We start from the raw sequence: 20,721 nt of genomic DNA on the forward strand, positions 1-20,721 counted from the left end.
CATGCAACGCGTGCTGGTGAGTGCCTGCCTGCTGGGCCAGCCGGTGCGCTATGACGGCGGCACGGTCGCCACCGAGGGCGGCATCCTGGCGCGCTGGCAGATGGAAGGCCGCATCGTGCCGATGTGCCCGGAGATGACCGGTGGTTTGCCGGTGCCGCGTCTGCCCGCGGAAATTCACGGCGAGGGCGGTGGCGCGGCGGTGCTGCGCGGCGCAGCCCGTGTCGTCGAACACCACGGCCACGATGTCACCCAAGCGTTTCTCCAAGGCGCGCAGCGCGCACTGGAAGCGGCGCAGGCGGCCGGCGTGCAAGTCGCCGTGCTCACCGAGCGCAGCCCGTCTTGCGGTTCTGCGTTTCTCTACGACGGGACGTTTTCCAGCCAGCTGCAGGAAGGCGAGGGCGTGACGGCGGCGCTGCTGCGCCAACACGGCATCCGCGTATTCAGCCAGCACCAGCTGGAAGAAGCCGGGCGCCTGCTTGATGCGCTCGACGCGCAGGACCGCGCCGATTCGTCAATCGGCAAACCGTAGCGGTAAGGCGAGCTGCACGGGCTCGCCGTTCTCCTTCACCACGCTGTTGCGCTCGACAAAGAGCGGATTTTGCAACGCGTCTTCCATGCGCAGCACGGGCGTGACACAGCAATCGGCATCGGCAAAACGGGCGGTCCATTCGGCTTGCGTGGCGGTCAGGAAGAGCGCAGCAAGTTCGTCGCGAATGGCGCGTGCGTCATCGCCGCCGACGCGCTGGCCGAGCGCCCAGTGCCGGTCTTTCCATTCGGGCTTTTCGATGACCTCGCACATCGCCTGCCAGAACTTCAATTCGAGCGCACCGACGGCCATGAAGCGATCGTCCGCCGTGCGATATACGCCGTAGCACGGCACGCCCCCATTGAGCAGGTCGGTGCCCGCGGGGCTGGCCTTGCCGCGCGTGCCGACGGCAAAGAACGCCATCAGGTTGTGCGCGAACACCGAATCCGTCATCGATACGTCGACGTAGCGGCCGCGGCCCGTGGCGCGCGCGTCGACGAGCGCGGCCAGGATGCCGACCACCGCCGTGAGTGAGCCGCCCAGCAGGTCGCCGATCTGTACGTTGGGGACGATGGGCGTGCCATCCGCGCTGACGAGCTGATCGAGCATGCCCGCATAGCCGACGTAGTTGATGTCGTGGCCGGCGGCTTGCGCGAGCGGGCCGTCCTGGCCGTAGCCGCTGATGGAACACATGACGAGCGCCGAGTTGGCCGCGCGCAGGGTGTCCCAGCCGACACCGAGGCGCGCCATGACGCCAGGGCGGAAGCTTTCGATGAGCACATCGGCGTGGCGTACGAGTTCGATGAGCGCGTCGCGGTCTTCGGCGCGTTTCAGGTCGAGCCGCATTTCGGTCTTGCCGCGATTGAGCGAGCGGAAGAACAGGCTCGGGCGTTCGGCCGCGCGGTCGGCGGGGGTGCGCATCATGTCGCGCGCGTAGTCGCCGGGGCCGGGGTCTTCGATCTTGATGACTTCTGCGCCGAGGTCGGCCAGGTGGCGCGTGGCGGCCGGGCCGGGCAGCAGGCGCGTGAGGTCGAGCACGCGCACGCCGGTCAGTGGCTGATGCGTGGCGGTGTCCGGCGACGGCGATGTCATCAACAGGTCTCCTTGGCCGGACGCGCCAGCCTCAATTGATTTGTTCGAGTTGTTCGTGCAGCTCGAGCCAGCGCTCTTCGAGTTCGTCGAGTTCGGCGTTCAGTTCGGCCTGGCGGCGCAGGCTTTCCATCATGCGTGCCTTGTTGGCTTCCTCATACGCGGCGCCATCGGCGAGGAAGGCTTCGAGTTCCGCCTTTTCCTTTTGCAGCGGCGCCATGCGTTTTTCGATGGCGTCGACGTTCTTCTGCAGCGGCTTGCGCAGCGCATTCAGGCGCTGACGTTCGGCGGCTTCTTCGCGCTTCTGGTCGCGGCGGTTGGTGGCCGGTGCGCCATCTGCATCGGCCGAAGCCGCCTGTGCGCCCGCGGCTGCGCGCTTGGCCGCGGCTTGCTTGAGCAGCCAGTCGCGGTAGTCGTCCAGATCGCCGTCGAACGGGGCGACGGTGCCCTGGCCGACGAGCAGGAACTGGTCGGTCGTGGCGCGCAGCAGATGCCGGTCGTGCGAGACGAGGATCAGCGTGCCGTCGAACTGGGCGAGCGCCATCGTCAGCGCTTCGCGCGTGTCGAGATCCAGGTGGTTGGTCGGCTCGTCGAGCAGCAGCAGGTTGGGGCGCTGCCAGACGATCAGGGCGAGCGCCAGGCGCGCCTTCTCGCCGCCCGAGAACGGCTCGATGGGTGAGGTCGCCATGTCGCCGCGGAAGTTGAAGCTGCCGAGAAAGTCGCGTAGTTCCTGCTCGCGCACGTCGGGTGCCAGCCGGGCCAGATGCAGCAGCGGGGAGGCGTGATCGTCCAGCGTTTCAAGCTGGTGCTGGGCGAAGTAGCCGATCTGCAGCCCCTTGCCGCGCCGGATCGTGCCGGACAGCGGCGCCAGCGTCTCGGCCAGCGTTTTCACCAGCGTCGACTTGCCCTGGCCGTTCGCACCCAGCAGGCCGATGCGCTGGCCGGTCTGGATCGAAAACGTCAGGTGCTTGAGGATGGTGATGGGCTCATCAACGCTCGGGCCGGGATAGCCGCAATCGACGCCTTCAAACGTGAGCATCGGGTTGGGCGCCGCCTCAGGCTCGCGGAATTCGAACGAGAAGCCTGCCGCCGCATGCACGGGCGCGAGACGCTCCATGCGCTCCAGCGCCTTGACGCGGCTCTGCGCCTGCTTGGCCTTGCTGGCCTTGGCCTTGAAACGCGTGATGAACGATTCGAGATGCGCGATCTGCTTCTGCTGCCGTGCGTACGACGCTTCCTGCAGCGCCATCTGCTGCAGGCGCTGCGTTTCGAACTGCGTGTAGTTGCCGCCGTAGCGTTTGAGTTTCTGGTGCTCGATATGCAGCGTGACGTTGCAGACGCCGTCGAGGAATTCGCGGTCGTGCGAAATCATGACGAGCGTGCCGGCGTAGCGCGACAGCCAGTCTTCCAGCCAGACCACGGCGTCCAAATCCAGGTGGTTGGTCGGTTCGTCGAGCAGCAGCAGGTCGGATGGACACATCAGCGCCTGGGCCAGATTCAGGCGCATGCGCCAGCCGCCCGAGAAGCTCGCCACCGGCTGCGAGGTCTGCGCCATCGTGAAACCGAGACCGAGCAGCAGCGCCTGCGCACGCCCCGGTGCGGTGTAGCCGTCGGCATCGGCAAAGGCGGTGTGGGCTTCGGCTTGCGCGTGGCCGTCGTGCGCGGCTTCGGCCGCGGCCAGGCGGCGTTCGATGTCGCGCAGGCGGGTATCGCCGTCGAGCGTGTAGTCGAGCGCGCTGCGGTCGACGGCCGGGGTTTCTTGCGCCACGTGGGCGACCTGCCAGGTGGGCGGGATGGCGACTTCGCCGCCGTCGGCGTGCAATTCGCCGCGAAGCATTGAAAACAGCGTGGATTTGCCGCTGCCGTTCACGCCGACAAGGCCGACCCGTTCACCGGGGTTGAGGGTGGCGGTGGCGTGGTCGAACAGCACCTTGGTGCCGCGCTGGAGGACGAGGTCGTCGAATCGGATCACGAAAAACTGCGCTTGAAGGCAAATCGGAGAAGGCTGCGATTGTAGCGTGCTGCGTCGCACGATCCTGGCGCGCCGGCGGCGTTTGGACTGGTGCATTGCACCGTGCCGAAGCAGCGCTCGCCCGCAATCTGTGCGGCGGCATTGGACCTAGGGAAAACCATAGGTCTTCATGAAAGTTTTTTTCTTTACATGGCCGATTCGTGAAAATACATTTACACAAAATTTTCACGGCCCAGGAACATGGCGAAATCCACCAGCAAGCGCACGGATGTGTCGAAAGGCGCATTCGCCGCCGATGCGACGGTCTCCGAGCGCATTGGAGCGGCTCTTGCCACGCTCACGCCGGCGCACCAGCGCATGGCGGAATACGTGCTGGCGAACCCGTTCCGCGCGGCCACCATGCGCATCGACGAGTTTGCCGCCGCGGTCGACATGTCGATTGCCACGGCCAACCGATTTGCGCTGGCGCTGGGCTTTGACGGCTATCCGCAGTTCCGTGCGGGGCTGCTGCGAGGTTTCGAGGCGACGCTCGCGCCGGTGGAAAAACTGCGCCACGAGCTGGCACGCCCGGCCACCAGCGCGGAGATCTTTGCCGCCTCCCTCAACGAAGACATCGCCAACCTCGACGCCACGCGCCGCATGCTCGACGCCGCTGCGTGCGAACGCGCGGTCGATGCCATTCTGGGAGCACAGCGCATCTACGTGATGGGCTTTGGCGCTAGCGGCTATCTGGCGGGGCTGCTGCGCCATGGGCTCGATCTTTACTGCGACACGGTGATCTCCGTTTCGCAGCCGGGCGGCGCATCGGATGCGGCGCGCCAGCTGCGCAAGATCGGGCCGAAGGATCTGCTGATCGCCATCGCCTTCCCGCGCTATGCGGCCGACACCATCACGCTTGCCAAGCAGGCCGGCAAGCAAGGCTGCCAGCTGCTGGCGCTCACCGACAGCCCCACATCGCCGCTCGCGCCTCTGGCCGACATTGCCTTGTATGCGCGGCCGGAGCGGCAGTTCTCGGCAACGTCCGACACGGCTGCCGTGGCGCTGTTCGAAGCGTTGTGCGGCGCGGTGGCGCATCGCTCGGCGCATTCGCTGGAATCGGCCGAGCGCCTGACTGAATTTGTGCTGCCGTGGCTGCATACCGCCCCGGCGCCGCGCGCCAACGACGCCGCGAACGCTCCCGGCACATCGACGACCACCCGACGCGGCCGCAAACGCACCGCTGAAAACTGATTTACATCGAGCCACGCATGACTACGCCCATCCTCGCCATTCACGGCGGCGCCGGCACCATCACCCGCACGGCCATGAGTGCCGACAAGGAAGCCGCCTACCAGCAGGCGCTGAACGACATCCTGGCCGCTGGGCAACGCATCCTTGTCGATGGCGGCAGCGCGCTGGATGCCGTGACCGAAGCCGTGCGCCTGCTCGAAGAGTGCCCGCTGTTCAACGCCGGCAAGGGTGCGGTGCTCACAAGCGCCGGCACGTACGAACTGGATGCATCGATCATGGATGGCGCCACGCTGGCGGCGGGCGCAGTCACCTGCGTCAAGCGCCTGCGCAATCCCATCCTGGCTGCCCGCGCGGTCATGGAGCGCAGCGAACACGTGTTGTTCACCTCCGAAGGCGCTGAGGCTTTTGCGAAAGCGCAAGGCCTCGAGTTTGTCGAGCCCGACTACTACTACACCGAAGCGCGCTACGCCCAATGGCAGCGCGCTCGCCAGCAAGACGGCATGGCGCTGCTCGATCACGATGCCGCGTCGCTCATGGCCAAGGAAGCCGCGCCCATCGACCCCGACAACAAGTTCGGCACCGTGGGCGCCGTGGCATGCGACGCGCAAGGGCGCCTCGCGGCCGCTACCTCCACGGGCGGCGTCACCAACAAGAAGGTTGGACGCGTGGGCGACACGCCCATCGTCGGCGCGGGCTGCTTTGCGAACAACGTGGCGGCGGTGTCGTGCACGGGCACGGGCGAAATGTTCATCCGCGCGGTGGCCGCCTATGACGTGGCCGCGCAGATGCAATACGCCGGCAAGTCCCTGGCCGATGCCACCGACGACGTGGTGATGCGCAAGCTGATGGCCATCAACGGCCGCGGCGGGCTGATTGCCGTGGACGCGCAGGGCAACGTCGCGTTGCCGTTCAACACCGAAGGGATGTACCGCGGGTTCGCACGCGGGGCCGAAGCGCCCGTCGTGTCGATCTACCGGTAAGCAGCAGCCCAGCAGAGAAGCGAGCAGGACAGCAGGAGATTTGTCGTGACAGCAACCAAACAGCCCAGTGCCAGCAGCGTCATTGCCATGCCCGATCAGCGCGTCGTGCAGGTGCAAGACCTGAGCGTGCGCTTTGCCACGTCCGAACGCGTGGTCGACGCGGTGCGCAACCTGTCGTTCCATGTGGACCGCGGCGAGACGCTGGCCGTGGTGGGCGAATCGGGTTCGGGCAAGTCGGTGACGTCGCTGGCGCTGATGCGGCTGGTGGAGCACGGCGGCGGCAAGATCGTCGGCGGGCAGATGCATTTGCGCCGCCGCAACGGCGAGGTGCTGGACCTGGCCAACGCCAGCCCGGCGGCCATGCGCGGCGTGCGCGGCGCTGACATCGCGATGATCTTCCAGGAGCCCATGACCTCGCTCAACCCGGTGTTCACCGTGGGCGAGCAGATTGCCGAATCGATCCGCCTGCAACAGGGCAAGCCCGCCAGCGAAGCCAAGGCCGAGGCGCTGCGCATGCTGGAGCTGGTGCGCATTCCCGAGGCGCGCAATGTGCTGGGGCGCTATCCGCACCAGCTGTCGGGCGGCATGCGCCAGCGCGTGATGATCGCGATGGCGCTGTCATGCAAACCGTCGCTGCTGATTGCGGATGAGCCGACCACCGCGCTGGACGTCACCATCCAGGCCGAAATCCTGCAACTGATCCGCGCGCTGCAGCAGGAGCTGCACATGGCCGTGGTGTTCATCACGCACGACATGGGCGTGGTGGCGGAAGTGGCCGACCGCGTGCTCGTGATGTACAAGGGCGATCGCGTGGAAGAGGGCCCGTCGGCCACGGTGTTTGCGCAGCCGGCCCATCCGTATACGCGTGCGCTGCTGTCGGCAGTGCCGCGCCTCGGCTCGATGCAGGGCACCGATGGCCCGGCGCGCTTTCCGCTGTTGCGTGTGGATGGCACGGCCGCCGCAGTCGATACGACACCGCAACCGGCGGCGTCGCACGATGTGCAACCCATTTTGCGTGTGCGTGATCTCGTCACGCGCTTTGACGTGCCCACGGGCATCTTCGGCCGCGTCACGCGCCGGGTGCATGCGGTGGAGCAGGTCAGTTTTGATCTCTACCCTGGTGAGACGCTGGCGCTGGTCGGCGAATCGGGCTGCGGCAAGTCGACGACGGGACGGTCGCTCTTGCGTCTGGTGGACAGCCAGAGCGGCAGCATCGAATTTGCCGGCCAGAACATCGGCGAGTTGAAGGGGCCCGCGCTCCAGACGCTTCGCCGAAACATCCAGTTCATCTTCCAGGACCCATTCGCCTCGCTGGACCCGCGCGTGCCGGTCGGCTACTCCATCATGGAGCCGCTGCTGGTGCACAAGGTGGCTTCCGGCAAAGAGGCGCAGCAACGCGTGGAATGGCTGCTCGACAAGGTGGGCCTGCAGGCCGCGCATGCGTCGCGCTATCCGCACGAGTTCTCGGGCGGGCAGCGCCAGCGCATCTGCATTGCGCGCGCGCTGGCGTTGAACCCGAAGGTGGTGATTGCCGATGAGTCGGTGTCCGCGCTGGACGTCTCGATCCAGGCGCAGATCGTCAACCTGATGCTCGACCTGCAGAAGGAGTTTGGCGTTGCGTTCCTGTTCATCTCGCATGACATGGCGGTGGTGGAGCGCATCAGCCATCGCGTGGCCGTGATGTACCTCGGCCAGATCGTCGAGATCGGCCCGCGCCGCGCGATCTTCGAAAACCCGCAGCACCCCTATACGAAGAAGCTGATGTCGGCCGTGCCGATTGCGGACCCGGCGCGCCGTCACCTGAAGCGTGAACTTTCCACGCACGAAATTCCCAGCCCGATCCGTGCCGTTGGCGACCTGCCGGTGGTGCAGCCGTTGGTGCAAGTGGCGCCAGACCACTTTGTTGCCCGCCATTCGATTGGCGGCGCGTATTAATCGCAATACAGAACGCAGTGAGACGTCATCTTTGATGAGGAGGAAGGAAATGTTCAATCGCTTTGCCCACCGAGTCGCATTCGGCCCGCGCGCAGCCATGGTTGCCAGCGGCCTGGCCCTGGCGGCATTCACCATGCCGGCCTTTGCCTCCAAGGACGCCGTGATGGCGGTCTACTCGACCTTCACCACGATGGACCCGTACGACGCCAACGACACGCTGTCGTTCAGCGCCGCCAAGTCGTTCTATCAAGGCCTGTTCGGCTTCGACAAGGACATGAAGCTGGTCAACGTGCTGTGCGACAGCTACGACGTCAGCAAGGACGGCCTGGTCTACACGTTCAAGCTGCACAAGGGCGTGAAGTTCCACGACGGCACCACGTTTGACGCCACCGCCGTCAAGGCCAACCTGGACCGCGTGACGGACCCGGCCAACAAGCTCAAGCGTTTCGTGCTGTTCAACCGCGTGGCGAAGACCGAAGTGGTGGATCCGTACACCGCCCGCGTGACGCTCAAGGAGCCGTTCTCGCCGTTCATCAACGTGCTGGCGCACCCGTCGGCGGCCATGATTTCGCCCACGGCACTCAAGAAGTACGGCAAGGACATCGCCTTCCACCCGGTCGGCACCGGCCCGTTCGAGTTTGTCGAATGGAAGCAGACCGACTACCTGAAGGGCAAGAAATTCGACGGCTACTGGAAGCATGGCCTGCCGAAGATCGACACCATCACCTGGAAGCCGGTGGTCGACAACAACACGCGCGCCACCGTCATGCAGACGGGCGAAGCCGACTTTGCGTTCACGATTCCGTTCGAGCAGGCCGCGGTGCTCAAGAGCAGCCCGAAGGTTGACCTGATTGCAGCGCCGTCGATCATCCAGCGCTATGTCAGCTTCAACACCAACGTGAAGCCGTTCGACAACCCCAAGGTGCGTCAGGCAATCAACTACGCCATCAACAAGGATGCGCTGACCAAGGTGGCGTTTGCGGGCTACGCCGTGCCGTCTGAAGGTGTGGTGCCGCCGGGCGTCGACTACGCCGTCAAGCTGGGCCCATGGCCGTACAACCCGGCCAAGGCGAAAGAGCTGCTGAAGGAAGCAGGCTACCCGAACGGCTTCGAGACGCAACTGTGGTCGGCCTACAACCACACGACGGCGCAGAAGATCATCCAGTTCGTGCAGCAGCAACTGGCGCAGGTCGGCATCAAGGCGTCGGTGCTGGCGCTGGAAGCGGGCCAGCGCGTCGAGCGCGTCGAAAGCGTGCCGAAGCCGGAAGACGCCGGCGTGCGCATGTACTACGCAGGCTGGTCGTCGTCGACGGGTGAATCGGATTGGGCGCTGCGTCCGCTGCTGGCATCGGAAGCCATGCCGCCCAAGTCGTTCAACACGGCGTACTACAAGAACGAGCAGGTCGATGCCGACATCGCCGGCGCGCTGCGCACGACTGATCGCGCAGAGAAGTCGAAGCTCTACACCGACGCGCAGAAGCGCATCTGGGAAGACGCACCGTGGGCCTTCCTGGTGACGGAGAAGATCGTCTACGCACGTTCGAAGCGTCTGTCGGGTGCCTACGTGGCGCCGGACGGTTCGTTCAGCTTCGACGACATCGACGTCAAGCAGTAAGCCTCATTGCCGTACCGGCCCGCGCAGCCTTGCGCGGGCCATTGAAATGCCGCCTGCGGTGGATTTGCCATGCTGAACTATTTCATTAAACGTGTGCTGGGCGTGATCCCGACGCTGCTGATCGTGGCAGTGCTGGTGTTCCTGTTCGTGCATCTGTTGCCCGGCGACCCGGCGCGTTTGGCCGCCGGCCCCGAAGCGGACGAGACGACGGTCGATCTCGTACGCAAGGACCTGGGCCTGGACAAGCCGATGCACGAGCAGTTCGTGCGTTTCTTCGCCAACGCCGCACGCGGTGAATTCGGCAACTCCATCCGCACCAAGCGCCCGGTGAACGAAGAGATTGGCGAACGCTTCTGGCCGACGCTCAACCTGACGATCACCAGCATGGTGTGGGCGGTGATCTTCGGCATGGTGATCGGCATCACATCCGCCGTGTGGCGCAACAAGTGGCCCGACCGTCTGGGCATGACGCTCGCCGTGTCGGGCATTTCGTTCCCCGCGTTCGCACTGGGCATGCTGCTGATGGAGGTGTTCTCGGTGCAGCTCGGCTGGCTGCCGTCCATCGGCGCGGATAGCTGGAAGCACTACGTCCTGCCTTCGCTCACGCTGGGCGCGGCCGTGGCCGCCGTGATGGCGCGCTTCACGCGTGCATCGTTCGTGGAAGTGCTGCAGGAAGATTTCGTGCGTACCGCCCGTGCCAAGGGCGTGCGCGAGACGGTGGTGGTCATCAAGCATTGCCTGCGCAACGCGATGATCCCGGTGGTGACGATGATGGGTCTGCAGTTCGGCTTTCTGCTGGGCGGCTCGATCGTCGTGGAGAAGGTGTTCAACTGGCCGGGCCTCGGGCGCCTGCTGGTAGATGCGGTGGAGATGCGCGACTACCCGGTCATCCAGGCCGAGGTGCTGTTGTTCTCGCTGGAGTTCATCCTGATCAACCTCGTGGTGGACATGCTGTACACCGTCATCAACCCCACCATCCGCTACAAGAAGTAAGGAGGCCGCCATGACCCAAGCCGCAAGCCAGGCGGTCGCACCGCAAGCCGCCACCGAACCCGTCCGCACCCCGTGGACGGAGTTCTGGCGCAAGTTCCGCAAGCAGCATCTGGCGATGGGCGCCGGTGTGTTCGTGATCGCGCTGGTGTTGATCGCCATCCTCGCGCCGCACATCGTGCCGTTCGACCCGGAAAACTATTTCGACTACGACGCGCTCAACGCGGGGCCGTCGGCGCAGCATTGGTTTGGCGTCGACTCGCTGGGCCGCGACATCTTCAGCCGCATCCTGATGGGCACGCGCATCTCGCTGGAAGCGGGCTTCGTGTCGGTCATCATCGGCGCCATCGTTGGCACCATGCTCGGCCTGCTGGCCGGCTACTACGAAGGCTGGTGGGACCGCATCGTCATGCGCATTTCCGACGTACTGTTTGCCTTTCCGGGCATCCTGCTGGCGATCGGCATCGTGGCCATCCTGGGCAACGGCATGATCAACGTGATCTTTGCCGTGGCGGTGTTCAGCATTCCGGCGTTTGCGCGGCTGGTGCGCGGCAATACGCTCATGCTCAAGCACCTGACGTATGTGGAAGCCGCACGCAGCATCGGCGCATCGGACTGGACGATCATCATGCGGCACATCCTGCCGGGCACGATTTCGTCCATCGTCGTGTACTTCTCGATGCGGATCGGCACCTCGATCATCACCGCTGCCAGCCTCTCGTTCCTGGGCCTGGGCGCGCAGCCGCCCACGCCCGAGTGGGGCGCGATGCTCAACGAGGCGCGCGCCGACATGGTGACGGCGCCGCACGTGGCGATCTTCCCGAGCCTGGCCATCTTCCTGACCGTGCTGGCGTTCAACCTGCTGGGCGACGGCCTGCGCGACGCGCTGGATCCGAAGATCGACCGCCGTTGATATGCCCATCCGCCTTCCTGCCATCGGCACGCTGCCGGCCGGCACACGCAACAGCATCACCGACGTGGCCGGCGTCACGGTCGGCCACGCAACGATTGCCGGCGGCGACATCCAGACCGGCGTGACCGTAGTACGCCCGCACGCCGGCGACCCGTTCCTCGACAAGGTGCCAGCCGCCAGCGTCGTGCTCAACGGCTTCGGCAAGAGCATCGGCCTCGTGCAGGTGGACGAACTCGGCGTGCTGGAAACGCCGATTGCGCTGACCAACACGTTTGCCGTGGGCGCCGTGGCGCAGGCGCAGATCCGCCAGGCGGTTGCCGCCAATCCGCAGATCGGCCGCGCATGGTCGACCGTCAATCCGCTCGTCTTTGAATGCAATGACGGCTACCTGAACGACCTGCAGGCCTTTGCCGTGCAGGACGTGCACTACGACGCGGCCTACGCTGCGGCAGCCCAAGCGTTCGAGCAGGGCGCGGTCGGGGCAGGGCGCGGGATGTCGTCGTTCGGCGTGAAGGGCGGCATCGGCTCTGCGTCGCGCGTGGTGGCGCTTGCTGACGGCACGCAACGCACGGTGGGCGCGCTGGTGCTGTCCAACTTTGGCGTGACGGCAAACCTGACGCTTGCAGGGCGCAACGTCGGTGCGGACTTGGCAAAAGCGCTGTCTGCCGGCACACCGGCGCCGGAAAAGGGCTCGATCATCATGCTGCTCGCCACGGATGCGCCGCTCGATGCACGCCAGTTGCGCCGCCTTGCCTTGCGCGCTGGCGCCGGGCTGGCGCGTACCGGCTCCGTCTTCGGCCATGGCAGCGGCGACATCGCGCTCGCGTTCTCCACTGCCTACACCGTGCCGCACGAAGGCACACGCGCCATGCCGGCCGTCGCCATGGCCCACGAATCGCACCTCGATCCGCTGTTCCAGGCCGCCGCCGACAGCGTCGAACAAGCCATCGTGCACGCGCTGTTCCACGCAACCGCGGTCACCGGCCGCGACGGCAACACGCGCCGCGCACTGACCGAATTGATCTGACCTGACTCCATGCGAATCCTGATTTCCGCCGACATCGAAGGCGTGGCCAACGTGTTCCACCCCGAGCAGACGCGCGCCGGCAACGGCGAATACGAACGCGCCCGCCGCTGGATGACCGCCGAAGCCGACGCCGCCGTGCGCGGTGCCTTCGACGGCGGCGCCACGGACGTGCTCGTCAACGATTCGCACGGAGGTTTCCGCAACCTCATCCCCGATTCCATTGACCGCCGCGCACGCTTCGTCCTCGGCAAGCCGCGCTACCTCAGCATGATGGCCGGCGTGGAAGGCTGCGATGCCGTCTGCATGATCGGCTACCACGCGCGCGCCGGCAGCCGCGGCGTGCTGGCACACACCATCAACAGCTTCGCGTTTGCGCGCGTCTGGTTCAACGAACAAGAACTGGGCGAAGCCGGCCTCTACGGCGCCCTGGCCGGCGAGCGCGGTGTGCCGGTGGCCGTGGCCAGCGGCGACGACGTGTTCATCAAGGAAACCAAGCCGCTGCTGCCGCACACCACGTTTGTCGAGACCAAGCAGGCCGAAGGCCAGAACGCCGGCACATCGCTCTCGCCCGAGCAGTCGTGCGAAGCCATCTACGCAGCGGTGAAAGCCACGGTACGGCGCGGCCATTTCAGCATGCCGCTGCGCCTCCAGGCACCGATCGTCTGCCGCCTGCAAACGCAAACATCTGCATTGGCCGACCTGTTCTGCCAATGGCCCGCCCTGGAGCGCGTCGACGGCACGATGTTGCGCTTCGCCGCCGACTCCGTAGAACACGCCGTACGCATGCTCAACAGCCTCTCCGCCATGTCGGCGATGCTGCGCTGAGAACGGTGTGGCGCAAGTCATGGCGCCATCCCACGACGCACTCAGACGGTGTGGCCGTTGACGTTCCTGCCCTAGATGGCGCCTTGAATTTCTGTTGCAGAGAGGAAAAAGGAAGGGAAACTGTCTGAGCGAAGCGGGTTTTTCCCTTCCCTTCTCTGCGACATAAATTCAAGGAATCTTTCGCCATCTCGGGCGCGCCTTTCTTTGCCTACCTTTCTTTGGCAAGACAAAGAAACTAGGTCGGCCCCGACAGGGGACGAAACAGGGATGGACCAAAAACGCACATCACAGCGTAAACTTCAGCACATCCAACCCCCGAAGGAGCCCCCCCATGACCCGCGCACTCACACTCACCACGTTGCTGTGTGCGCTAGCAGTCGTCACGGTAACCGCCTGCGACCGCCGCCCATCCCCCAATCCGCCCGCGCCCCAAACATCAAAAGCCGAAAAGGCCGCCGCCGCGCTCGCCAAGGCTGCCGCAGAATTCAAATGCCCCGCGCCCTCGGGCCGCTTCATGATCGACGACGGTACCAACCGCGGCCCCAAGCAGCCCGTGCGCACCAACTGCACCACCGCCTACGCCACCTGCGACGCCCAGTCGCAAGCCGTCTTCGACCACTGCCCGAGCGGCCAGGTGTTCGATAAGCGCTTTTCGATCTGCGTCGTGAAAGACGCCTGCGATGAGGTGAAGTCCTGACGCTGGGGTGCCCTCGCCGGAGTGTTGCACTCGGCGCGTCGGGTTCCGAACGTCAAATGCGCGGTTCAAAGCCCGGCGCATGGGGTTCTGAACGGCAATCATCGAGTCCAGAACCAGAGAAGTGGGGTTCGGAACCCGGACATTCGGCGTTCCGAACCCCACACATGGCGTTCGGAACTTCAATTGCGGCGTTGGGAACTGCAAACGCGGCGTTCGTAACCCGGACCACGGCGTTCCAAACGCCAACCTGCTGAGTTCCGAACCCCACGCGTGCGGTTCGGAACCCCATTCGCTTAAAGCGCCTCGCGCGTCACCAGGAATACCTGGTCTTCGCCTGCGCTGGTCGGCAGCCAGACCAGGTCGAGATCGGGGAACGCCGCCTCAACGTTTTCACGCTCGTTGCCGATTTCCACCACCAGCACGCCGTGCGGCTTGAGGTGGCGCGGTGCGTCGGCGAGGATGCGGCGCACGATGTCCATGCCGTCGTTGCCGCCGGCCAGCGCCATGTGCGGCTCGGCACGGTACTCGGGCGGCAGCGCCTGCATCGACGCTTCGTTTACGTACGGCGGGTTCGTCAGGATCACGTCGTAATGCACGCCCGGCGGCAGCGGCGCATACAGGTCGCCCTCGTGCAGGCGGATGCGGTCTTGCAGGCGGTATTCGTCGACATTGCGATTGGCCACCACCAGTGCATCCGGTGACAGGTCCACTGCATCGATCGTCGCATTGGGCCATTGCAGCGCCGCCAGGATCGACAGGCAGCCCGAGCCGGTGCACAGCTCCAGCACGTCGGTCGGGCCGTCTTCCTGGTCGATCCACGGTTCCAGCCCGTCTTCGAGCAATTCGCCGATGAAGCTGCGCGGCACGATCACGCGCTCGTCCACGTAGAAGCGCATGCCGTGCATGAACGCCTCGTGCGTGATGTACGCAGCGGGCACGCGGTCGACGGCGCGGCGCTCGATCACCTTCAGCACAGCCGCCACTTCTTCGGGCAGCAGGCGCGCGTCCATGAACGGCTCCAGCGTGTCGATCGGCAGGTGCAGCGTGTGCAGGATCAGGTAGGCGGCTTCGTCGTAGGCGTTCTCGCTGCCGTGGCCGAAGACGAGGCCCGCCGCGGTGAAGCGCGACACGGCGTAGCGCAGCAGGTCGCGTACGGTGGTGAACGGGTGGGAAGCGGGGAGGGTAGGCGTGGTCATGGGTGACGTGAGTTGGCTCAGCGTTGGGTGGCGGCGAGCAGGTCGACGTAGGCCACGTCGAGCAGGTCGGATTCGGCAATGCCGAGGGCGTGCATCAGTTGGTGGGCAATCTTTACGCCGTCGTTTTCGGACTGCGTATCGTGCAGCACGACTTCGAGTTCGACGAAATCGCCGAGGTCTTTCACCGCATCGACATGAATGCGCGTCTGGCCGGAGAGATACAGCTGGCGCACCTTGATGACCCGGCCGGCGGTGCCGATGGCGGCGGCCAGCGTGTCGCGCAGGGCATCGGGCGCGCTGGTCGGAACGATGTGGTAGCTGGACACCCGCGGACCGGCGCTGTTGGCACGGAAGTAGTGGATCAGCTCCCCGCGCTCGGGCGAGAACTGCCGCAGCTTCAGGCGCCCGTTCGCGCAGGCGAAGAACGTGTCGTCCTGCTCGATGCGCTCGGGGCCGGAATCGGCGATGGCGGCCGCGCGTTCAATCAGCGCAGCCACATCGCGCACACGCGCCTTGATCTCCACGTTGCGCGCCATCGGGGCAACCTCAGGCGATCAACGTTTCCAAGACGCGGCGATACACGTTCTTCAGCGGCTCGATAAACGCCACTTCGACGTGTTCGTCGATCTTGTGGATGCTCGCGTTCGGCGGGCCGAACTCGATCACCTGCGGGCAGATCTTGGCGATGAAGCGGCCGTCCGACGTGCCGCCCGTGGTCGACAGTTCGGTCGTCACGCCGCACTCGGCCTCGATGGCGGAGGCGAGGGCTTCGGACAGGTCGCCGCGCTCGGTCAGGAAGGGCTCGCCGCCCAGCGTCCAGTCGAGCGTGTAGTCGAGGCCGTGCGCATCGAGAATGCTGTGCACGCGCGCCTTCAGGCCGTCCGGCGTGCTGGCGGTCGAGAAGCGGAAGTTGAAGTCGATCGTGACGTGGCCGGGAATGATGTTCGTCGCGCCCGTGCCGCCGTGGATGTTCGACATCTGCCAGGTCGTCGGCGGAAAGTAGGCATTGCCGTCGTCCCACTTGGCGGCGGCCAGCTCGGCCAGCGCCGGGGCAGCCAGGTGGATCGGGTTCTTGGCCAGATGCGGGTAGGCGATGTGGCCCTGCACGCCATTCACCGTGAGCTTGCCCGAGAGCGAACCGCGTCGCCCGTTCTTGACCATGTCGCCGAGTGTGGAGACGGAAGTCGGCTCGCCGACCACGCAGTAGTCGAGGCGCTCGCCGCGTGCGCGCAGCAGGTCGCACACCTTGACGGTGCCGTCGTGCGCCGGGCCTTCTTCGTCGCTGGTGATCAGGAAACCGATCGAGCCGGCATGGTCCGGATGCTTGGCAACGAATTCTTCCGAGGCCACCACGAAGCCGGCAATCGATGTCTTCATGTCGGCTGCGCCGCGGGCGTAGAGCTTGCCGTCACGGTGCGTGGGCTCGAACGGATCGGAACTCCATTGCTCCACAGGGCCGGTCGGCACCACATCGGTGTGGCCTGCGAAAACGAGCAGCTTGCCGTCGGTGCCGGCGCGGCCGCGCTTGATGGCCCACAGGTTGGTCACCCGAAAGTGGTCCGGCCCGCTGATCACGGTTTCGCATTCGAAGCCGGCGGCGGTCAGGCGTTCGATCAGCACGTCCTGGCAGCCCTTGTCTTCGGGCGTGACGGAGCGGCGGCGGATCAGGTCTTCAGTGAGGGCAAGCGTGGGCTGCATGTTCGACATGACGACAGTCACGGTGATGTTGTTGTGGTTAGAACAGGGCGGCGTACTGATCCGCCGAAAAGCCGACGTTGACGCTTTTGCCGTGCACGAGCACCGGACGCTTGATGAGCGACGGGTTGGCCTGCATCAGCGCGATGGCGCCGGCTTCGTCTTCGGCGCGGGCCTTGTCGGCGTCAGACAGGGCGCGCCATGTGGTGCCCTTGCGATTGAGCAGCGTGGTGAGCGGCACATGCTTGAGCCAGCCGGCCAGCATGTCGGCGCTCACGCCTTGCTTCTTGAAATCGTGAAACGTGTAGGCAACGCCGTTCGATTCGAGCCACGTGCGGGCTTTCTTCACGGTGTCGCAATTGGGGATGCCGTGCAGGGTCGTCATGGTGGGATTCGAAATCAGTGTCGAGAAGCTTGCAGGGCAAACGAGAGGGCGGCAACGGCCAAGGCAAAACCGATGGACGCCAGCCATGTCATGCGCTTCAGGCGGCGCTCCAGCCGCGCGGCTTCGTCGCGCAGCGCGTCGATGGTGATGGCGTGCTGCTCAGCCAGCAGCTTGACGGATTCGGCCTGCTGCAGGATCGCCGCTTCCAGCTCGGCGATGCGTGTATTCGGATCGGACGCGGCGCCTTCTGCGCGGGCAGCTTCGGTGCCGGTTTTCTTGCGGTTCTTGAACTTGTCGATGGTCTTGTTCGCCTGCTCCAGGATGGTGGGCAGCAGCGACAGGACAGTCCCGATGGTGTTTGGATCAAGACCCATGATGCGTTGGCGCAGCTTGCCGAAGCGGGAGCCGGTGGCATTGCGTTCGGACATGGCTGCGCTTGAAGTGGTTGGCATGCCCGCAAGACTAGCAGGCATGCCTTGCGCCGGTGCTTAATCGCCGCGCAGCAGCTCGTTCAGGCCAACCTTGGCGCGCGTCTTGGCGTCGACCTTCTTGACGATCACGGCGCAGTACAGGCTGTGCGAGCCGTCCTTCGACGGCAGGTTGCCCGCCACCACCACCGAGCCCGCCGGGATGCGGCCGTAGCTGACTTCACCGGTTTCGCGGTCGTAGATCTTGGTCGACTGGCCCAGGTACACGCCCATCGAAATCACCGAGTTCTCTTCAACGATCACGCCTTCCACGACTTCCGAGCGTGCGCCGATGAAGCAGTTGTCTTCGATGATGACCGGGTTGGCCTGCAGCGGCTCCAGCACGCCGCCGATGCCCACGCCGCCCGACAGGTGCACGTTCTTGCCGATCTGTGCGCACGAACCGACGGTGGCCCACGTGTCGACCATCGTGCCTTCGTCAACGTAAGCGCCGATGTTCACGTACGACGGCATCAGCACGGCGTTCTTGGCGATGAACGAGCCACGGCGCGCCACGGCCGGCGGCACCACGCGGAAGCCACCCGCTGCGAAATCTTCTGCCGTGTAGTTGGCGAACTTGCTCGGCACCTTGTCGTAGAACTGCGTGAAGCCACCGGCAGCCATCGGCGCGTTGTCTTCCAGGCGGAACGACAGCAACACGGCCTTCTTGATCCACTGATTGACGATCCACTCGCCGTCCTTTTTCTCGGCCACACGCAGCGCGCCGCGATCGAGCTGGCCGATCACGTTGGCGACGGCTTCGCGGACATCGGCCGGAGCGGACTTGGGCGACAGGTTGGCGCGGTCTTCCCACGCTTGGTCGATCAGGGATTGCAGTTGTTGCGTCATGGTCTTGTTGGCTCTCGGAGAGGAAACAGAAGAGAAAAATCAGGTTCAGCGTTGCTGGCAGAACTCGACGATGCGGCGCGCACCTTCCAGGCATTCGTCCACGCCGGCCACCAGCGCGATGCGGACGTAGTCCTGGCCCGGATTCGTGCCGTGCGCCTCACGGGCGAGGTAGCTGCCCGGCAGGACGGCGACGTTCTTGGCGGCCAGCAGCTGGCGTGCGAATTCGGTGTCCGACAGGCCCGTGCGCTTGACGTTGGCCCACAGATAGAAGGCTGCATCGGGCAGGGCCACGTCCAGCACCTCGGCCAGCATCGGCGTGACCTGCTGGAACTTCTTGACGTACTGCGCGCGGTTGTCGCGCACATGGGTCTCGTCGTTCCACGCCGCGATGCTAGCGGATTGCACCGACGGGCTCATCGCGCTGCCGTGATACGTGCGATACAGCAGGTACGCCTTGAGCAGCTTGGCGTCGCCCGCCACGAAACCGGAGCGCATGCCCGGCACGTTGGAGCGCTTGGACAGGCTCGAGAACATCACCAGGCGATCAAAGCCGCGACCCAGCTGGTGTGCCGCCTGCAGTGCGCCCAGCGGCGGGTTGGCCTCGTCGAAATAGATTTCGGAGTAGCACTCGTCCGACGCGATGATGAAGCCGTATTCGTCCGACAGCGCGAAGAGCTGCTTCCAGTCTTCGAGCGTGAGTACGGCGCCGGTCGGGTTGCCGGGGCTGCATACGAAGACGAGCTGCACGTTGCGCCATTCTTCGGGCGTGATCGCGGCGAAATCGGGCGCATAGTTGCGCGCCGGGTCGCTGTTGGCGAACAGCGGCGTGGCGCCGGCCAGCAGCGCCGAGCCTTCGTAGATCTGGTAGAACGGGTTCGGGCACAGCACGCGGGCGCCGGGCTTGCTGCCGTCGATTACGGTCTGCGCGAACGAGAACAGCGCCTCGCGCGAGCCGTTGACGGGGATCACTTCGGTGGCCGGATCGACCTTCGGCAAGCCGTAGCGGCGCTCCAGCCATGCGGCGATGCACTGTCGCAGTGCATCGGAGCCGAGCGTCGTGGGATAATTCGCCAGCCCGCCAAGCGCCGCTGTCAGCGCATCTTTCACCAGGGCCGGCGTCGGGTGCTTGGGCTCGCCGATGCCGAAGCTGATCGGCGTATGGGCGGCGCTGGGCGTGACGTCCTTCACAAGCGCTTTCAGTTTCTCGAACGGATACGGCTGGAGGGCGGACAGGCGCGGATTCACGGTGTTGGGCGGCGGTGTTGGGCTGGTCAGCGGGCAAGCTTGGCGCTTGCCGGGAAGCCCGAAATTATACGGCCAACGTGTGCTGGCCGCCCCAAGACAATGCTGCATGCGGCGGATTTCCGCCGTTTTTTTATTGCTTAGATGACATCGATAGCCTCCTCGGCGGACGCTTCCGCTCACCACGAGCCGCAATGGGCGGCGGCACTCTTCATCCTACTGGGCGCCTCGGTCTGGGGCATTTCCTGGTATCCGTACCGCCTGCTGGCCGGCTGGGGGCTCGGCAGCATGCTGGCATCGTCGATGACGGGCGCGGCTGCGGCTGTGCTGGCTGCCGTGGTGCTGCGTCGTCACTTTTCGACATTCCAATGGTCGTGGCTGATCCCGGCGCTCGGGATCGCGGCGGGCATCACCAACGCGGGCTTTGTCTGGGGCACGGTGCACGGCACGGTCATGCGGGTGCTGCTCCTGTTCTATCTGACGCCCGTCTGGACTGCGCTGCTGGCACGCCTGTGGCTGCACGAGCGGCTGGGCTGGCGTGGCGGTGTGCTGCTCGCGCTGGCGCTGTCGGGCGCGGTGATGATGCTGTGGTCGGGCCAAGCCGGCACGCCATGGCCCGGTTCAGCGGCGGAATGGGCGGGGCTGATTGCGGGGCTCGCTTTTGCGTGCAACAACGTGCTGTCCCGCCTGGCGGGGCAGCGTCATCCGACCATGCGCCCGGAGATGCGGACCGTGGTCGTCTTTACCGGCTGCGCGCTGGTGGGCTTTCCGGCTGCGCTGATGCTCGATGGCGTGCGCACGGTGCCGGCGGCTTTCTCACAGGGCAATACGTGGCTGCTGCTGGCGGGCATGGCCTGCGTGCTGGTCGGCGGCAATGCGATGGTGCAGCGCGGCCTGCAACGCTTGCCGGCCAATCGTGCGGCGCTGCTGATGCTGTTCGAGATCGTGGTCGCGGCCGTGTCGTCTGCGCTGCTGACGGCGGAGCGTCTGTCCCCACAGGAGATGGTGGGCGGCGCATGCATCATCCTGGCCGGGGCGCTGTCCGGGCTGTCGCGGCGCAAGTAGGCTGCCGGCGTTTCGCCAACCAA

20 protein-coding genes are annotated in these 20,721 nt (G+C 65.5%); 11 read left to right on the forward strand and 9 right to left on the reverse strand.

Translation table 11 applies throughout. From position 1 onward, the window contains the following. The first annotated feature begins 1 nt into the window (after position 1). On the forward strand, positions 2-529 hold the full coding sequence (locus R2676_RS25105; protein WP_206272258.1) for a 2-thiouracil desulfurase family protein: 528 nt from the start codon (positions 2-4) through the stop codon (positions 527-529). Here the strand turns inward: R2676_RS25105 and R2676_RS25110 are convergent. Together R2676_RS25110 and R2676_RS25115 are read right to left on the reverse strand one after the other, a co-directional pair. Further along, positions 512-1,618: a CaiB/BaiF CoA transferase family protein gene (locus R2676_RS25110; protein ID WP_206272259.1), complete on the reverse strand. Its 1,107-nt coding sequence runs from the start codon at positions 1,616-1,618 to the stop codon at positions 512-514. The two genes, R2676_RS25105 and R2676_RS25110, sit on opposite strands and share 18 nt — an antisense overlap. Before the next feature lie 31 nt (positions 1,619-1,649). Further along, entirely contained in the window at positions 1,650-3,587 is a 1,938-nt protein-coding gene (locus R2676_RS25115; RefSeq protein WP_316887549.1) for an ATP-binding cassette domain-containing protein, read from the reverse strand. A gap of 240 nt (positions 3,588-3,827) precedes the next feature. Between R2676_RS25115 and R2676_RS25120 the strand changes: the two genes are divergently transcribed. The 9 genes from R2676_RS25120 (at position 3,828) to R2676_RS25160 (ending at position 13,799) form a co-directional block, all read left to right on the forward strand. Next, positions 3,828-4,817 carry a MurR/RpiR family transcriptional regulator gene (locus tag R2676_RS25120; protein WP_102067103.1) on the forward strand — a complete coding sequence of 330 codons (990 nt, stop codon included), beginning with the start codon at positions 3,828-3,830 and terminating at the stop codon, positions 4,815-4,817. A gap of 17 nt (positions 4,818-4,834) precedes the next feature. Continuing rightward, positions 4,835-5,797 (forward strand): isoaspartyl peptidase/L-asparaginase family protein, encoded by a 963-nt coding sequence (locus tag R2676_RS25125; RefSeq protein WP_206272261.1) that lies wholly within the window; start codon positions 4,835-4,837, stop codon positions 5,795-5,797. A gap of 87 nt (positions 5,798-5,884) precedes the next feature. Then, positions 5,885-7,732, forward strand: a complete 1,848-nt coding sequence (locus tag R2676_RS25130) for a dipeptide ABC transporter ATP-binding protein (protein ID WP_410482508.1) — start codon at positions 5,885-5,887, stop codon at positions 7,730-7,732. A 49-nt stretch (positions 7,733-7,781) separates the two neighbouring features. Then, entirely contained in the window at positions 7,782-9,347 is a 1,566-nt protein-coding gene (gene gsiB, locus R2676_RS25135) for a glutathione ABC transporter substrate-binding protein GsiB (RefSeq protein WP_206272263.1), read from the forward strand. 69 nt (positions 9,348-9,416) lie between these two features. Further along, positions 9,417-10,340, forward strand: coding sequence for a glutathione ABC transporter permease GsiC (gene gsiC / locus R2676_RS25140; protein ID WP_206272264.1), 924 nt, complete (start codon positions 9,417-9,419; stop codon positions 10,338-10,340). A 10-nt stretch (positions 10,341-10,350) separates the two neighbouring features. Next, the gene (gene gsiD, locus R2676_RS25145; RefSeq protein ID WP_027677492.1) at positions 10,351-11,250 is read left to right on the forward strand and encodes a glutathione ABC transporter permease GsiD; all 900 of its coding nucleotides are present in this window, start codon (positions 10,351-10,353) and stop codon (positions 11,248-11,250) included. Position 11,251: 1 nt separating this feature from the next. Next, positions 11,252-12,277 (forward strand): DmpA family aminopeptidase, encoded by a 1,026-nt coding sequence (locus tag R2676_RS25150; RefSeq protein WP_206272265.1) that lies wholly within the window; start codon positions 11,252-11,254, stop codon positions 12,275-12,277. 9 nt (positions 12,278-12,286) lie between these two features. Beyond that, a complete protein-coding gene (locus R2676_RS25155; RefSeq protein ID WP_206272266.1) occupies positions 12,287-13,102 on the forward strand; it encodes a M55 family metallopeptidase in 816 nt (271 codons plus the stop codon). A 331-nt stretch (positions 13,103-13,433) separates the two neighbouring features. Next, on the forward strand, positions 13,434-13,799 hold the full coding sequence (locus tag R2676_RS25160) for a chitin-binding domain-containing protein (protein WP_027677490.1): 366 nt from the start codon (positions 13,434-13,436) through the stop codon (positions 13,797-13,799). Positions 13,800-14,092: 293 nt separating this feature from the next. Here the strand turns inward: R2676_RS25160 and prmB are convergent, their stop codons facing one another. Genes prmB through dapC form a run of 7 tightly spaced genes read right to left on the reverse strand, consistent with a single transcriptional unit; the run spans position 14,093 to position 19,636 of the window. Then, the gene (gene prmB, locus R2676_RS25165; protein ID WP_027677489.1) at positions 14,093-14,995 is read right to left on the reverse strand and encodes a 50S ribosomal protein L3 N(5)-glutamine methyltransferase; all 903 of its coding nucleotides are present in this window, start codon (positions 14,993-14,995) and stop codon (positions 14,093-14,095) included. Between the two features lie 17 nt (positions 14,996-15,012). Next, positions 15,013-15,531, reverse strand: a complete 519-nt coding sequence (locus tag R2676_RS25170; RefSeq protein WP_206272267.1) for a class IV adenylate cyclase — start codon at positions 15,529-15,531, stop codon at positions 15,013-15,015. 10 nt (positions 15,532-15,541) lie between these two features. Next, positions 15,542-16,693: a succinyl-diaminopimelate desuccinylase gene (gene dapE / locus R2676_RS25175; protein ID WP_206272284.1), complete on the reverse strand. Its 1,152-nt coding sequence runs from the start codon at positions 16,691-16,693 to the stop codon at positions 15,542-15,544. Between the two features lie 37 nt (positions 16,694-16,730). Beyond that, positions 16,731-17,075, reverse strand: a complete 345-nt coding sequence (locus R2676_RS25180; protein ID WP_027677486.1) for an arsenate reductase — start codon at positions 17,073-17,075, stop codon at positions 16,731-16,733. 14 nt (positions 17,076-17,089) lie between these two features. Next, positions 17,090-17,503, reverse strand: a complete 414-nt coding sequence (locus R2676_RS25185; RefSeq protein WP_316857655.1) for a hypothetical protein — start codon at positions 17,501-17,503, stop codon at positions 17,090-17,092. A 60-nt stretch (positions 17,504-17,563) separates the two neighbouring features. Continuing rightward, a complete protein-coding gene (dapD, locus tag R2676_RS25190; RefSeq protein WP_004626643.1) occupies positions 17,564-18,391 on the reverse strand; it encodes a 2,3,4,5-tetrahydropyridine-2,6-dicarboxylate N-succinyltransferase in 828 nt (275 codons plus the stop codon). A gap of 45 nt (positions 18,392-18,436) precedes the next feature. After that, entirely contained in the window at positions 18,437-19,636 is a 1,200-nt protein-coding gene (gene dapC / locus R2676_RS25195; protein WP_206272285.1) for a succinyldiaminopimelate transaminase, read from the reverse strand. A gap of 141 nt (positions 19,637-19,777) precedes the next feature. On the opposite strand from dapC, the gene R2676_RS25200 reads away from it, so the two are divergent. Then, the gene (locus R2676_RS25200; protein ID WP_027677483.1) at positions 19,778-20,698 is read left to right on the forward strand and encodes a DMT family transporter; all 921 of its coding nucleotides are present in this window, start codon (positions 19,778-19,780) and stop codon (positions 20,696-20,698) included. Positions 20,699-20,721 lie beyond the last annotated feature (23 nt).

Source organism: Ralstonia flatus (genome assembly GCF_958439105.1).
Classification (GTDB): domain Bacteria; phylum Pseudomonadota; class Gammaproteobacteria; order Burkholderiales; family Burkholderiaceae; genus Ralstonia; species Ralstonia flatus.

Bases quoted from the DNA above. Each gene is read 5' to 3' on its own strand.
- R2676_RS25185 (WP_316857655.1), bottom strand. From the start codon at position 17,503: ATGTCCGAACGCAATGCCACCGGCTCCCGCTTCGGCAAGCTGCGCCAA.
- R2676_RS25180 (WP_027677486.1), bottom strand. From the start codon at position 17,075: ATGACGACCCTGCACGGCATCCCCAATTGCGACACCGTGAAGAAAGCC.
- R2676_RS25125 (WP_206272261.1), top strand. From the start codon at position 4,835: ATGACTACGCCCATCCTCGCCATTCACGGCGGCGCCGGCACCATCACC.
- R2676_RS25130 (WP_410482508.1), top strand. From the start codon at position 5,885: ATGCCCGATCAGCGCGTCGTGCAGGTGCAAGACCTGAGCGTGCGCTTT.
- R2676_RS25170 (WP_206272267.1), bottom strand. From the start codon at position 15,531: ATGGCGCGCAACGTGGAGATCAAGGCGCGTGTGCGCGATGTGGCTGCG.
- dapE (WP_206272284.1), bottom strand. From the start codon at position 16,693: ATGCAGCCCACGCTTGCCCTCACTGAAGACCTGATCCGCCGCCGCTCC.
- gsiD (WP_027677492.1), top strand. From the start codon at position 10,351: ATGACCCAAGCCGCAAGCCAGGCGGTCGCACCGCAAGCCGCCACCGAA.
- gsiC (WP_206272264.1), top strand. From the start codon at position 9,417: ATGCTGAACTATTTCATTAAACGTGTGCTGGGCGTGATCCCGACGCTG.
- dapD (WP_004626643.1), bottom strand. From the start codon at position 18,391: ATGACGCAACAACTGCAATCCCTGATCGACCAAGCGTGGGAAGACCGC.
- R2676_RS25200 (WP_027677483.1), top strand. From the start codon at position 19,778: ATGACATCGATAGCCTCCTCGGCGGACGCTTCCGCTCACCACGAGCCG.
- R2676_RS25150 (WP_206272265.1), top strand. From the start codon at position 11,252: ATGCCCATCCGCCTTCCTGCCATCGGCACGCTGCCGGCCGGCACACGC.
- prmB (WP_027677489.1), bottom strand. From the start codon at position 14,995: ATGACCACGCCTACCCTCCCCGCTTCCCACCCGTTCACCACCGTACGC.
- R2676_RS25110 (WP_206272259.1), bottom strand. From the start codon at position 1,618: ATGACATCGCCGTCGCCGGACACCGCCACGCATCAGCCACTGACCGGC.
- gsiB (WP_206272263.1), top strand. From the start codon at position 7,782: ATGTTCAATCGCTTTGCCCACCGAGTCGCATTCGGCCCGCGCGCAGCC.
- R2676_RS25160 (WP_027677490.1), top strand. From the start codon at position 13,434: ATGACCCGCGCACTCACACTCACCACGTTGCTGTGTGCGCTAGCAGTC.
- R2676_RS25105 (WP_206272258.1), top strand. From the start codon at position 2: ATGCAACGCGTGCTGGTGAGTGCCTGCCTGCTGGGCCAGCCGGTGCGC.
- R2676_RS25120 (WP_102067103.1), top strand. From the start codon at position 3,828: ATGGCGAAATCCACCAGCAAGCGCACGGATGTGTCGAAAGGCGCATTC.
- R2676_RS25155 (WP_206272266.1), top strand. From the start codon at position 12,287: ATGCGAATCCTGATTTCCGCCGACATCGAAGGCGTGGCCAACGTGTTC.